A 14011-nucleotide genomic window follows, 5' to 3' on the forward strand; every position below is an offset into this window, starting at 1 on the left:
ATTGCCAATTGAGACGATCCAATACCAGCCCTCAGACAGACGAAAATAAAGCAGTCGTTCAAGACAAATGAACGGCTGCTTGTCACTATAGTAATCCTTATTATTAGGACCATTCGATAGTGTAGAACAAAAAAAACGTCCATAATGGACGAATGATTTTGGTTTGTTGCCTCCGGCTTATAGCTTATATTGTTATTGTGCTATTCGTTACACCAACTCTCCACAAGCAACCAGAGACAACAGAATTACGATTATGCTCATAAGCACCAACCCTTTCGTAAAGACAAGCAGTAGCAGGTAGGAGATTGCCGCACTTTGTAGGCCTGCAATAAGACCGTTAAGCATCGGATTCTCTAGCACCCGAATCGCAAATTTGAAGAGCACTGGACTTACACCAGTTCCTATTCCAATCGTAGTTGGACATTCATTATCCTATGGATAAGTCTGGTTGTCAATGTGCCCGCGATACAGAAAACAAGGCCATCATCATATATTGATGATGGCCTTGTTTTGTTTCCCTCCTACATACGTGAAGCATGCGATAACTGCGAAAGACTCCTCTCGACCGTAACACCTGGAGCGCGGGTAGCGATAATACCATCATTTCTATTTTTACTAGCAAAGAAAAGAAGGGGACCTATGCTATAATACCTATAATCTAGAAATTCAGTAATTTTGAAGGAGGTTCGTCTTTGGGTCTTAACGAGATTAAGTCACAGGTAAGATCAAAGCAGCGTAACATAAAGACCAAATTGAATACGACCACCCTGCAGCGTGAACTGACAGACGGCAGCGCGGAGCAGTACCGACTTTACCATCAGGTGATCACTGAGCTTCTACAGGCGGGAGATATGCAGGCCATCCGACCTAAGGAAACAAACGGCCGAACTCCGCCACTGCCTTTACAAGCATGGCTCATGCCAAGTTCATATACAACTCTGTGGGACCCGCTCGCGTTAATGCGCTTAGCTGACCGGATCGACATCTCTGGCTATCAGCGGCATCCCGAGTGGCAGACAGAGGAAGAATGGAAGCATATCAGCCGGCTCTACAAATTCCTACAGCTCGCCGATACGAGGCAAATCGTCAGTGTGGAGGAGCGTTGTTTGGAGCTGTTTGGCGATGAGAAATTCTTCTCTGAGGGCGGAAAGCAGCTGCTGTCGCGCACAGGAGTGACATTGACGCAGCTAAAGACACGGGCACTCGGCGAGCCGTTCGCATTTTGGCTGCGGCCTGGCACAGAGCTTGCTACCGTTCGCGGAATCTTGATAGTGGAGAACCTTGGCTTTTATCACACATGTCGCATGCTCATGCCAGACGACATCGATATGGTCATTTATGGGGGCGGCAAGCATATCGAGAAAAGTTTTTTATTCTACTACGACATCTTCCCTGCAAGCGGGCATTTGATCCAATATGCTGGCGACATGGATCCGGAAGGATACGGTATATTCTTGCGGCTGAAAGCACGATACCCCGAGGCGGATATCCGTCTGGCAAAAGAGATTTATCAAGACTTATGCACATATGACAGTGAGGCGAGACCCTGCAAACAGGAGAAAAAGGAGCAGCATCTCGAAGCGTTTCTAGCAGAATTAAGGGATGAATATACCTGCGGAATTGTATGTGATCTGTGGAAGCGGGACCTGCGGCTCGCGCAGGAATTTCTAACGGTGGAGTCATGGCCACGCGTAATCGGTGCGCGAAGGAGGGCGGAAGATGAATGAGGTATGGGACGGATTTGGCCAACGAATGAGGAAGCTAAATCCTTTGTTCTCTCTCGGTCGCGGAATGGAGATTGGCTCTTTGGCTCCGTATGCACAAGGTATCTTGCTCCGTGTCATCTTAGAGTTGTTTTATCGTGAGCTCAATGACCGTGAAGACCGAAGCAGACGCGATATTGAACAGATCGTTGCGGATACTGTGCAGGAGATGGGTCTTACAGCAAACGAGCATGAGCTGCACCGGATCGCCGCAGGTCTAATCCATCAAGGAGCGGAGCAACTGAATAAGCCATTTGAATCATTGGTCTATAACGAGCAAACGCGGGAATGGGAGAGCAGCGAATTCCGTTATGTGACTATGGACGAGCTATTCTCCGACCTGCCCCGCGGACTTTTGATTTATAAGTTGACCGAGGAAGCGCAAGAAATCATTTTCGTGAGCCGGGAGATATCGGAGGAGTTTTCTATCTCCATTGAACAGCTCTATAGTCTGCAGCTCATCAAGAACGGCAACTTCAAAAAAGCAGCCAGCAGCTTGGACTTGCTACTCGCGCGGGTTCGCCGCCTCATTTTGGATGAACAATTGTTTCAACGGCAGGTAGCAAACGATCCGAAAGTGCTCGTGCTCACCGAAAATAAACAGCGAGAGGATAATCAAGCAGCAATTAATCAGCAGTTCGAGACGGAAAAGAAGGAATTCCGGAATATTCTTGCGCTCATAGATCGTCTTCAGCAACATCAGGATCGTCTTGAGGGAATGAACGACCTATTGCTGCTTCGCCAGAAGGTAGAGGTCTCAAGGCAGCAACATGACAGGTTTGCACGCCTGGTGGTACAAAGCATTGCCACAGAAATTCGACTTAAGAGCGAGAATCCTGCGCTCTTCTGGGAGAGAGGAGCACTTTCATTTTCTGAACACGTATTTGAGGAATGGATTGCACACAGAGGCATTCACAAAGAGGAGACGCTTGAGGCGCTGCTTGCCCCGCTATTCTCGCCACACAACGAGTTCATACTCCCGCTAGATTGGCTATGGGGTGAGCAGGAGATTTCGCTTGATGATGCAATGGATGAAGAGGACTTAGAGGATATTGATTCGGAGCAAGACGATCGCTTGAAGAAGCGGGTGATCGATTGGGATGCAGTTGCAACGGCATGGGCACCTGTAATTGACGAGCTACTGCAGGTCGGCGAATGTTCCATCTCGGCATTAAAAGAAGAAGATGCGGATGTACAGAATCGCTGGCTTGCTGATCCTGCGGCACGTGAGATGTGGATGCTCTTTACACGGAAGCCGCTTGTTATTGAGGCACTGAATCCCGGAACGATGCCTAACGACGAGCGCCTTAAACTTCTCCACCATCTGATACGGATGGACCATCGCTTCAAGGCACTGGAAGGAAAAACGATGGCGAGCGTGTACGACCGGGAAGCACAGCCAATTGATTGGAACGGGATGCGGATCACACCGCTTAAATTAGTGCTGAAGGAGCGCGATTCACATGGATTATGAAGCGGTAAAACGAGCCTCAGGCATTTACTTCAACCTGCTGCAGAAGAGAGTGGTGGAGAAGAGTGACGAGCTGTATAGCTTGTATTTTCAGGCTGAAGTGCGAGAAGCTGTGAAGCTGCTAGCATCTGAATCCGGTACACAGGTTATCGAAACGTCAGCGCGAATCCACTTGGTCACTAGAGCGAGCGGCAGCGTGTTTGCAACCCATTTTACACACCTGAAAAGTCGCCATAAAGAAGTAGAGAACAAAAAGTACTTCTACTGTATTTCGATCATTCTCATGGTGTACTTAGCAGAGATTGACCGTAACCAGGCAGCAAAGATTCGGTCATTCCGCGAAGGGCACACCTTTTTTGCGATAGAACGATTAGTATCAGTCCTCGTGGATCGGTGGACAGACATTTTGAAAGCGGATGGGGCAGCAGTCGAGCGGCGCAGCGGGATTGCGATACGAGAAATGGTCGAGTTGTGGAGGAATGCAGATCCGGACCCTTCTGCAAGTAGCCGACCAAATCGACGGACACGGCTTGGCCTGATTCGCAGCGGATTCAAATTACTGGAAGAAGAAGGTCTCGTACATATACTTGACCGTGATGAATTGCCAAAGGTTTTTCCACGACAAGAGCTGGTTGACCGGCTCGAGTATTTATACGGCGACAGCGACCGCTACGCGGAGGTTAAGGCGCTGATGGAGCACGATAAAGCTGAGGGACGAGAGGGGGAAGAACAGTGCCACGGATCAACCGTCTCCGCATCGCAGGCCTAAAATATGATGGGATGCGTAAACAGTACGACGATGAAATTTTTGATTTCCATAATGACCAAGAAGCGTGTCATGCACTGATCAGTTTCATTAACAGCGGTGGTAAAGGCGTTCTGCTACAGACGATGTTTCAAGTGATGAAGCCCGGCACTTCATGGGGAGAGAAAGACAATCGGCGATATCAACAGTTTTTCTTTAATGAAAGGGAAAAGTTCCAGCCCTATACCTTTCATGTCGCGATGGAGTGGGAGCTCGATGGCAAAGAGAAACGGTACCTGATTGCCGGAGGCGTGTACACCGCAGAAAGAATCGCATCCCGCTCCGAAGATGACAATGATTTTGAAATTAAGTCTCGTTTCTTGATGTACACGAAGGAATTAGACATCGGCGACAGCATGCTATTTGCATTCTTGCCTTTCAAGAAGGGGTCAGAGAGTACCACACTGACTGATATGGACAGCTGGCTTAAACCAAACGGCTTTGAAACTTTTGAGCAAACGAAACGTTACCATGACACGCTGCGCATGTATAGTATTGATCCTCGGGATTGGGATGTGATGAAAGAGATCAATAAATACGAAGCGGGCGTCGGCAAGTATTTTGAAGGAGCCGAAGACGACTACTCATTAGTTCGCAAGAAGGTTATACCAATGGCGAGCCACCGGATTCGTCAGAACGACACAGATGATGATTTGGTCGACATATTTAAGAGTCAAGCGAGCATAGCTAAAAATCTGCCGGTCCTAATTAGCCGAGAGAGTGCTCATCGGGAATTTCTCAGTGAGGCTGAACCCCTCGTAGTTGAAGCAGAGAAATCGGTGATTAGAGAGAATGAGGAAGCCGCACATGAGCTGCAGGGAAAACGTCTGCTTGCAGCGCTGCAGTTTCTGATCTCTCAGTCAGAAGAGAAACAAGCTGTGATCTCCGCTCAACTTAAGAAGGTTGAAAAGCAGATCCGTACGCTGCGATACGAACAGGACAACCTAAGGTATGCTCGCCTGGCACGAATGATCGAACAGCTCCATCTCACGATAGCAGAAAAATCGAAGGATTATACCCAACTCTTAGCCGAACACGCTGCCGCCGAGGTGGAGTCTTCAGATGCACGGTTCGCTGTCCAATTGCGTAAGTGGAGCGATCATCACGCTGATTTAGAGGGCGTAAAGGATCAGATAAGAGTCCTTACCGATAGCAGCGATGCGAAAGAAATTGCCAAAGAGCTTGAGGCATCAAGGATTAGACTCGAGGCATCATGGTCGGATTTATCCACATCGTTCGCAGATGAGGCCGGGAAGTATCAACAGCTTGAGCGTCGACTCAATGAGGATTATCGGGTGGCGGGGACATCCGTCAGGAAGTCCATCGAGGCAGTTTCCAACATTACGGCGGCGCAAGTTGAACTTCAACGGTCTAGGGATAAATTTACTGTCCGACAGAAGCAGATTATTGAAGGGTTTGGTTCCCTCGCTGAAACAGATGCAGAGGCGCTGTATGCAATAGTAAACCAGACATGTCAAGAAGCAAAGCATAGGCAGGAACGTGCTCGATCGGAAGTCCATCAGGCAATTCATGCCTTGAATGATCTTAAAATAAGCGAGTCTATAGCTACCGCTGCTTTGGATTATGCAGAGAAGGAAGCAGCTAATCTTACTGCAGAGATCACGAAGCGAGAGGCTGCCGAAGGTAAACTGTTAAATCATTTGTTGTCGATTGTCCAACAACCGTTTGAAACATTCGACCGTCCGTTTGCTGAAGCAGCTAACATGAAGTTAAAGGATATCCATGCACAGCAGAATGTACAACTGCAGAGAGCCCAAGAGGCGGTTTGGGCAGCTCGTATTGACGTGTCATTGTCAGAAGAAACGTATTGGGTAGCTAATAACGATCTCAAACGGGTTTACGAAGCGTTAAAGCCTCTAATGGAAGTGTATTACGGCACGGAACTGCTATCTCAAATGCCTAATGATGAGCGCATCGCACAGCTTGGTCTACACCCTTTACTGCCATTTGGGCTCGTGGTGACGTCGAAAACGTGGCACCGGGCTAATTTGGACCTAAAGCGCCTCGTACCGCAGGTTCAAGCGCCGGTTCCAATATTCATTCGCGATCAAATGATCAACGATGAACCCCCCACTTCCTACGTACTGGCTGCAGGCAATAGTGACATTCTTTCGCTCGATGCGGTAGCTTTTAGGCAATGGCGTGAGAGTGGTGAACAACGTCTACGAGAGTTACTAGATACCCTATACGAAAGTGAGAAGTCGGTAGAACATAGCGGTAAAATGTTGGAGGACTTATCCCATTTACTGAAATTGGGCCTTGCTGCCGACTTAAGGTCTGAAGCTGAACGGCTTGCTGTCGAAGTTGAGGCAAGCAAGCGGACACTCACAGCTTTACGTGGTCAACTGGAGCGGGCACAAGAAAGAATTGATATGGCGGAAGCTGAGCAGCGAAAGGCTGAAGGTGAAATGCAACAGGCTCAGACCGGTCTCGACGAAGTTAAGCGTTACATTGATGAATGGAAAGAAGAAAGCGAGCGTCGGAAGCGGGCGATAGAACTCGAGGAAGCACTCGTAGACGCGGAAAAAGAGAAGGTTATCCGGACAGCTGCGGAGCAAGATATTTACGAAAAGCGAGAAAGCTGGCGTGTGGCCTATCAGAACTGGATTGTAAGGGCGGAGGACACCGTAAAGAATCTGACAACTGTGCTATCCGATGCCACCTTACCAGTCCCATGGGATAGGTTTGTGGATTCTGATGTGTTTCCTGAGCTCAATGCAGGGCTATTTCTTCCCGTAATGAATGCCATCTCTAATCATGAGATCATGCGAAAGTCACAAGAAAATCAAAATGTAGAATTGGCAATACTGCATGAGCGAGAAAAACAATATGCTGAACGGGAGCAAATTCACGCGCAGGCATGCGAACTACAGCGCGCGGACTGGCGGAACTCCTCCGTTAGTACAGAACCGATGTCCGTTTTGGATCAGCGTCAGGTTCGGTGCGAATTGCGTGTTCGAGAAATTAAAAATAAAATTGACCCTCGGAAAGAAGAACTGTACGGCCTGCAGGCAGATCTTAATTCGAGAGAAAGTGCACTTAAAGAAAAGGCCGAAGATATTAAGGAAAAGCACCGTCTAGCAGCCGACCCTTGGCTTGCAGAAGAGCTCGACAGTAAAGCACGAACGATTGAATTATCGTTAACATCCATGCTAGAAGGACAGATAGTATTGCGATCTGACCTGTCGACCTTAGAAGAGGATTCACGAAAGTACAGTCTTGCCGAAGCTGCGATTTCCGCGCTGGTTGGAGATGGCGGCGAATTGGTCTTTGATGATACTGAGTTAACTGCTGTTCGTTCGTCGCCTGCTCAAATAGCGGACGAGTGGAAACGTAGAAAGGAAAGCCTTACTGGTGATCGGCGCAGTCAGCGCGAAGTGTTGAATAAGAGTCTTCGGATTATCTGTGATAATATCGATTTGAAGACTTGGGATGCGGCATTCAAAAGAGATCTCTCAAAAAGCCTGAACCAGTTGGAAACGAAATCGAGTGCAAATGTAGAGGAGACTCTTCGCCGGATGATCCGGTTCAGTGAGGACGGGGTAGTGAAGTTGGGCCAAGAGAAAGAAAAAGCAGAGCGGGCACAGGATTTCTGGGCCTCCCGCGCTGCGATGAAAGCAGTAGCCATCAGTGATCAGATTCGTTACATGGTCAATAAAATGACGGTTAAAAATGAGTTTGGACCATTCCCTCTCGTGAAGCTTGAACGCGATGTCCTGCCGCGGCGGCCCGAGGACTGCGAAGTGCCGCTACGCGACCATTTTATATCGGCGATCACCCATATTGTTCAGGAATTCGAAACAATTGATGAGGGCAGTAAAAAGCTCGATGATGCAATCCGCAAATGGGTCGGCGACGAAGAGATTTTGCTAGCAGCTCTTGGTCGAAGCTATCCGAACCTCCTGGTCTACAACATGAGCACAGACAATGCACTCACATACGGAAGACCGCGTAATGAATACTATTCAAGCTGGCGAACGATTAATCAAGGTTCGGAGACGAAGGCTGACGGCAGTGGTGGACAGAAGCTGGCAGCACGCACCATCGTGATGATGATGCTCTTGTCGATGAAGGCAGCAACGGACGAGCACTGGACGACGCTCATCTGCGATAACCCGTTTGCGAATGCGGTGTCTGCGCATGTACTTGATCCTATATTTGAAGTCGCCAAGCAGCTGCGTTTTCAGTTGATATTCGTATCGCCGCCTGAGTTAATCCAGACGGATGTCAGTAAACGATTCCCGGTATATTACAAGCTCGATTTCCGCGAGGAACGAGGTCGTGAGATGGTGACCCAGACCGTTGAGCGAAGCTTCCGGACCTACGTGCGATAGAACGGCTTTTAGGCCGTTCTTTTTCTACTCCCGTCGCTTTTACGGGAACGTTTGTTTGTAGTATACTTCTGTATGTGGTTTATTCCTTTATGAAGGAGGCGGGGAATAGCATGATGTACAATGTGCATTTTTGGTACGGTAAGTACGGAAGTAGAAAAAGCAAGTCCAAGTTTGAAGGTCTTGTTTTTGCGAAAAACCGTGAACATGTCCATGAACTGATAGATAATATCAAATCGGAATTCCCACTAATTGAAATTGAATATGTTAGCATTACAGGAGGAACGAAGACCCTTGAAGAAATCTATGAAACTTGGGATGAATTACGAGGTATTCCGCCCGAAAAGGGTAGAATATTAAATGCATTTTATCAAAAACAATTAATACGTAAGTATCTAGCATAAATTATGGGAGCGGTTCTTTTCGCCGAATAGACATATGTATAAAATACTACGTAATATTAAAATGTAAGTTTTGTTGACCAAGCTATGAATCTACTGTATTTTCATATAGTGTTACACATTATATATGGACATCCACAAAAGAGAGTGTAGGAGGTCCTTTTTTTGTGGCAAAAATGATTGTGGCGGTGAGGGCAAGTGGGATCCTATTTTCATGTATTTTGTCCCAAAGGAGTGACCAGTAAATACAGGCTGATTGTTTACGATTGTAAGAAGGAGCCCTTTATTCCGTTGACCGAGTATTATCACGATCAGATAAAGCGAATAAATGAGAGTTCAGTTTTAGCATATCTAAACACCCTTAAGCCGTTCTTCTATTGGATTGAAAAGAAAAGCAGCTATAAGGGGGCCATCGTTCAATGGAATGGTGAACCCAAAGGCGTTAAGGAAGCTGTAAGACAATATTTAATACAGGAGATGCATTGTAAAGTTCGCGGCAGGGAAAATCATGAAGGTATTTACATGACGAGTAAAAGTTCAAAAACAGTCCAGTTGTTCTTAGCTGCGATCAAGGGTTTTTACAGGAGCATGTTACGTATGAAAATGTATCCTTATGAAAACCCTTTGGTGGATTTAGAGTGGGAAGATAACTATGGTGAACTACCTGGAGCACGCCAGAATAGACCTAGGATGCCACAAGCTGCCGGTACTGAAGAGCCTCTATCGTTTCGTGGGCGAACTGATTCTTATTTCAAAGTCATTAACGAAGAATGGGTTCCAGAAATTATAGGAGACTGGGATTTACCATATCGCATTTATCACGCAGGAAGCCTTGAAAACTGGCGTCTTCGGGATGAGGTCATTTCTCGATTCATGTTTGAGACAGGCGCAAGAATATCAGAAATATTAGAATTAACAGTTGGTGACTATCGCAAGCGTTCAGATATTCATGAGTTAGCTGCGATTAATAAGGGTAGCTTCAAGAAAAGAATAAAGTTCATTCGAATCTCTCCTGAGACATTGAAATTGCTTATACGATACGTCAACACAGAGAGGAGACAATCCGCACCCAACCAAGTCAAATTTCAGGACTTACCTGATTCAGCGCCTTTATTCTTATCCACACGAGGCACAGCTTACACATATTCAGCATTCTACTCGAATTGGACTCGGGTAACTATTAGTGCTGGAATTAAGTTAAATCCTCATAAAGCCCGACATTGGTTTGTAACCTCAATACTGCGTGGGATTTATGAAAACGCGAGTTCAGGTGCTGACATTGAGAGCAAAAAGAAACAATTAATAGAATATATGAAGTGGCGTGATCCTGAAACTTTGACCGTGTATGAGCATTATTATGACGAGCAGAAGTTCCGTGACTTACATGAACAAATGCAAGAAAATTACTTGAAACGTGAAAAAGCGTATCTTAAATCAGTTAAGAATGGTTCAACGCCTGAACAACTAAATAAAGAGCCGACCGAGTTAGTGGAGATTCTTACCTCTGACGACTCTGAATGGCTAACTGACTTTTATGAAGGAATGAATGATTAGTGAACAGCATGGAACTACCAGTCGAATTTCAAGATAAAGCATGGGCTAAGCTTTTATTCGGTAAGCTCCCTGACAGAATCCTGTTTTTAACCGATCCTAACGGTAATTATTATTGGGAACAGGTCGAGGAGAAGAATCTCAAATATTTTGCAAAGCAATGTCTAGGAAATCCATGGGCAGATCATTTTGGTCTGGCGTTGTTATGCTTAACAGATCGAAGATTAACCCCATCCTCAATCATGAACATAACCTCGGTTTTAAATGCACGGTTCCGTGACCTATTCAATCACTTTAAGTTAAGCAAAGTCGAGGACTTATTGCCCTCTCACGTCGAAATGTATGTAACTGGCCAGATCCTTCAGGAACACTCGGATAGACAACGTCAGAGTATTCTCACGCTGTACAATACATTTATGTTTAATCTTAAGAAGTGGATTGGAACACAGTTCACGGATGAAATTCAGCAGGACCTTGCTCAATATCAATTGCCGGTACTGCCGTTCGATAATCGTGATTTTAGTGTTCGAACCAAGGCAATTACCAACGCTAAGAACAAAAGAAAAGAAGATACATCTGCCGTGACACCTCTACTGCCTGAAATAAGAGCCATTGGCCATTTGAGGTGGAATCAAGTTAGCCGGCTGCGTGAGGCCTATCGTAAGGCTGTTCAATCCGTTAAAGACGACAACCTGACGCTACCAGTTGATTTTTATTATGATGAATCGGAGTACGCAAATGAAAGATGGCACTTCACGCTCTGGGATATCTCGAGCTATGAACACGAGATTGAAGGAAAAAACCAATATCGTGAGCCGAATGATAAGGATTATTTCCTGGAGTACATTAAAGCCGAAAAACTCGATGATGGCTCTGCCGGGGAAGGCCCCTGGTTTTTAGACCTCCTGCGACTAAGATTATTAGGTCAATGGGATACCCAATATACAGGTGAGGAACATCGGGCCAAAGTAATGGAATACCTTAACCACTGGGGGTATGATGTGAATGAGGATGGTAAGACTACAGCCCCGTTTCTCCCGCGCAATCCTGGCTTATTAATCCAGGGTTTGTATCTTACAAAGAAGCAGCGTAACACAAATAAGGTATTCATCAACATTGAACCGATTTATGCAGCCTGTATGTTTGCTCGCTTTGCTTTGGACATTATTACGTCTTCAGGAGCCAGAATAAATGAATTGCTACAAATCAGCTATGACAAAGAGTGCTGTATAATAACCGTCGATAAAAGTGCCTCACCACCCAGGAAAAATTACATCTTCCGTCTCACTCCCAAGGGACGAGAAGAGGCTGAGAATTACTACATGCCTGAAGATGTTTTTAAGTTTATGACTGAAATTGTTAAGATGCTAAAAGAGTCATACGGTAATGATGGAATTCCTGATGTTGAGTTCGATGTAGAAAGCCGGAAACATCTTCTGGACACTAAAAAGTATATTTTTCAGTATCAGTCTAGGCATATCAATGTGTTCACTATCAATGCTATTTTAAGATTCTTACTACACGGCATCATCATTCAAACAGCTGAAGGCAATCAGGTAATCGTGAAATCCCACTTATTTCGTCATGCATTTGCAACGCATGCCGTTCAAAGCGAAAAGCTTCCGCTGGATATCGTCAAATCGCTCCTCCATCAGAAGGATGTTGAGGTAACTGCATACTACTCAGCTCCCACATCCCAGCAAATTTCCGATTCAATTAATAGTCTCCATGAAAGTTGGATTACTCAAATCGATATTCAGAAGGGGATATTAAGAGGGCCAGAGGAACTTCAAGAATTATTTGATGACTACCGTGAGAAAGTAGGTACCCTTTCAAAGGTAGTAGGAGGGATCTGTACGATCGATTCGGTTTGCCCTACAAAAATGGCATGTATCGGTTGTGCAGCAAAGGTTCCGCGGCCAGAGTTTAAAGATGAAATAACGGTTCTTTACGATTGGGCAGATGAAAGTGAGAAGCGATTTGAAAAACTTGGATTGCCACTTGAAGCTCAAAAGATGAAGATAACTAAGAACCGCGCTCGAAATGAGCTCAAAGAGATACAATTAATTGAAAGATACCAGAAGGATGAAAAACATGCGCCAGAAATCAGAATCGCCCGTAAATAATGAGTTATCTTGGCTTCAGGTCAGATACGAGCAACGAAAAAACAGATCCGTAGAGTTAGGAATCAATGCCATCGATAAGCTTGTAAAAGATAATAATCCCGTTTCTTATCGTACTGTATCGGAACTAACTCGGGAGTTAGATCCGGATGGTGAAGGCATTCACCCTAATACGATCCGTAAAAATAGTGAACTTCATGATTATTTCGTTCAGCACCGAACTGCCAAGCCATATAAGCCGCGTAAAAGGGCTGTAAAACAGCTCTTGGACGATATGGACTCATTCAAGCAGATCAAGATTAACCGTGACCTAGAGCGCGTTAGACAGCGTTATATGCAGTCCACAAAGGCCGAACTGGTAGAACATCTGATACGACTTGAACTATATGTTGCTCAGCAGAATCAGATTTGGTTGAAAAATGAGTTCGAGAAATTTCAATGATTATATTAGTCGCTCAAATAAGCTAACAGCAGCCGGCGTTAAGCTAACGGGCAGGATAGTTCCAATATGTGGTAGTATTGTATAGGATACTTCGATTAAAGTTTATAGAATAGGGGCTAAGGTCAATGGGGAAATACCTTTGTGACTGCGGAAATTTGCTCTCCAATACATCCGTGCCAAACGAAGTGCAACTACGTGTTTATACTGACGAAGAGTATTGGCGATTAATGGGGGCTGAATCAGCGTCAGATTTGATTTCGCCTAGTATTGATGTTTGGAAATGTGCTATGTGCGAAAGGCTTTTTGTTTTTAAGAAGGGTTCACTATATAAGAAATATAAGCTGGACGTATAAATTTAGTTTTAATCTATCGAAGAACGATACTTCAACAAACACACCAAGAAAAGGTTGCCGCGAATAGATGACTATCGGGGAAGTTCAAATCATCGTATTTAAGGTTCTCAAAGGTAGATTGCTCCATTTATCATATAGCTTAAGGGTAGTATGTTTCTAAGTAAGGTTTTAGGTAGTGTTGTAAAGTGAAATAGCGATTCTAATCAATTTAGATGGAGGCATTAAAATGGACTATAAGGTGCACAGTGTATCCAAAACATTTTATGAAGATTCCTTACAAGTTATAGGCATATATCAGAGAATGATTGACGAAATTGACACCTATAAGCCAGATGAACGTATGTTGGTTCATTCCTTTGATGCTAGAAATTATCCTGGGATAGAAGACATGTTACTTAAAAAAAGAATTATTAAGTATAAAGTTAGATACATGGCAAAATACCTTACAATTGCAAGAAAAAAAGAAGAAGGTCCTTCGATTAGACGAGAACTGCTTCTAGAACTAGAAGGTATCAAAGAGCACCTTGCTAATGTAATTGTCGCTGATGACCATTAAGTAACTGGTGAACTGAGAGTAGCTTGTCGAAACGACAGTTCCCCTTAACCGTTAAGCTAACTGGAGACGATAGCTCAAAAACCAATGACGGCAGCCGGTCAGAATGAACTGACCCCCAAAAGCTAGACACTATCGTTAAGCTACTCGTAAGGTATGAGTCCGGTATTGTATCGGACTCATACCTTTTAATTTTG

The 14011-nt window shown here is 45.1% G+C and carries 9 protein-coding genes; all 9 read left to right on the forward strand.

Translation table 11 applies throughout. The features are described from left to right. The first annotated feature begins 692 nt into the window (after nt 1–692). The 9 genes from FHS18_RS26970 (at nt 693) to FHS18_RS27010 (ending at nt 13817) form a co-directional block, all read left to right on the forward strand. Nucleotides 693–1727 carry a Wadjet anti-phage system protein JetD domain-containing protein gene (locus FHS18_RS26970; protein WP_183603484.1) on the forward strand — a complete coding sequence of 345 codons (1035 nt, stop codon included), beginning with the start codon at nt 693–695 and terminating at the stop codon, nt 1725–1727. Beyond that, nucleotides 1720–3237 carry a hypothetical protein gene (locus FHS18_RS26975; protein ID WP_183603485.1) on the forward strand — a complete coding sequence of 506 codons (1518 nt, stop codon included), beginning with the start codon at nt 1720–1722 and terminating at the stop codon, nt 3235–3237. Before FHS18_RS26970 ends, FHS18_RS26975 begins: the two co-directional genes overlap by 8 nt. Next, nucleotides 3227–4003 carry a DUF6063 family protein gene (locus FHS18_RS26980; RefSeq protein WP_183603486.1) on the forward strand — a complete coding sequence of 259 codons (777 nt, stop codon included), beginning with the start codon at nt 3227–3229 and terminating at the stop codon, nt 4001–4003. The genes FHS18_RS26975 and FHS18_RS26980 overlap by 11 nt, the downstream gene beginning before the upstream one ends. Further along, nucleotides 3967–8394 carry a coiled-coil domain-containing protein gene (locus FHS18_RS26985; protein WP_183603487.1) on the forward strand — a complete coding sequence of 1476 codons (4428 nt, stop codon included), beginning with the start codon at nt 3967–3969 and terminating at the stop codon, nt 8392–8394. The genes FHS18_RS26980 and FHS18_RS26985 overlap by 37 nt, the downstream gene beginning before the upstream one ends. A 110-nt stretch (nt 8395–8504) precedes the next feature. Then, the gene (locus FHS18_RS26990; protein ID WP_183603488.1) at nt 8505–8795 is read left to right on the forward strand and encodes a hypothetical protein; all 291 of its coding nucleotides are present in this window, start codon (nt 8505–8507) and stop codon (nt 8793–8795) included. A gap of 288 nt (nt 8796–9083) precedes the next feature. Further along, nucleotides 9084–10346 (forward strand): tyrosine-type recombinase/integrase, encoded by a 1263-nt coding sequence (locus FHS18_RS26995; protein ID WP_246427931.1) that lies wholly within the window; start codon nt 9084–9086, stop codon nt 10344–10346. Further along, the gene (locus FHS18_RS27000; protein ID WP_183603489.1) at nt 10346–12469 is read left to right on the forward strand and encodes a site-specific integrase; all 2124 of its coding nucleotides are present in this window, start codon (nt 10346–10348) and stop codon (nt 12467–12469) included. Before FHS18_RS26995 ends, FHS18_RS27000 begins: the two co-directional genes overlap by 1 nt. Then, a complete protein-coding gene (locus FHS18_RS27005; RefSeq protein WP_183603490.1) occupies nt 12438–12908 on the forward strand; it encodes a hypothetical protein in 471 nt (156 codons plus the stop codon). Before FHS18_RS27000 ends, FHS18_RS27005 begins: the two co-directional genes overlap by 32 nt. A gap of 579 nt (nt 12909–13487) precedes the next feature. Continuing rightward, entirely contained in the window at nt 13488–13817 is a 330-nt protein-coding gene (locus tag FHS18_RS27010; protein WP_183603491.1) for a hypothetical protein, read from the forward strand. The last annotated feature ends 194 nt before the right edge of the window (nt 13818–14011 follow it).

It is taken from the genome of Paenibacillus phyllosphaerae (assembly GCF_014192105.1).
Taxonomy (GTDB): Bacteria; Bacillota; Bacilli; order Paenibacillales; family Paenibacillaceae; genus Paenibacillus_Z; species Paenibacillus_Z phyllosphaerae.

Bases quoted from the DNA above. Each gene is read 5' to 3' on its own strand.
- FHS18_RS26980 (WP_183603486.1), top strand. From the start codon at position 3,227: ATGGATTATGAAGCGGTAAAACGAGCCTCAGGCATTTACTTCAACCTG.
- FHS18_RS26975 (WP_183603485.1), top strand. From the start codon at position 1,720: ATGAATGAGGTATGGGACGGATTTGGCCAACGAATGAGGAAGCTAAAT.
- FHS18_RS27010 (WP_183603491.1), top strand. From the start codon at position 13,488: ATGGACTATAAGGTGCACAGTGTATCCAAAACATTTTATGAAGATTCC.
- FHS18_RS26990 (WP_183603488.1), top strand. From the start codon at position 8,505: ATGATGTACAATGTGCATTTTTGGTACGGTAAGTACGGAAGTAGAAAA.
- FHS18_RS27005 (WP_183603490.1), top strand. From the start codon at position 12,438: ATGCGCCAGAAATCAGAATCGCCCGTAAATAATGAGTTATCTTGGCTT.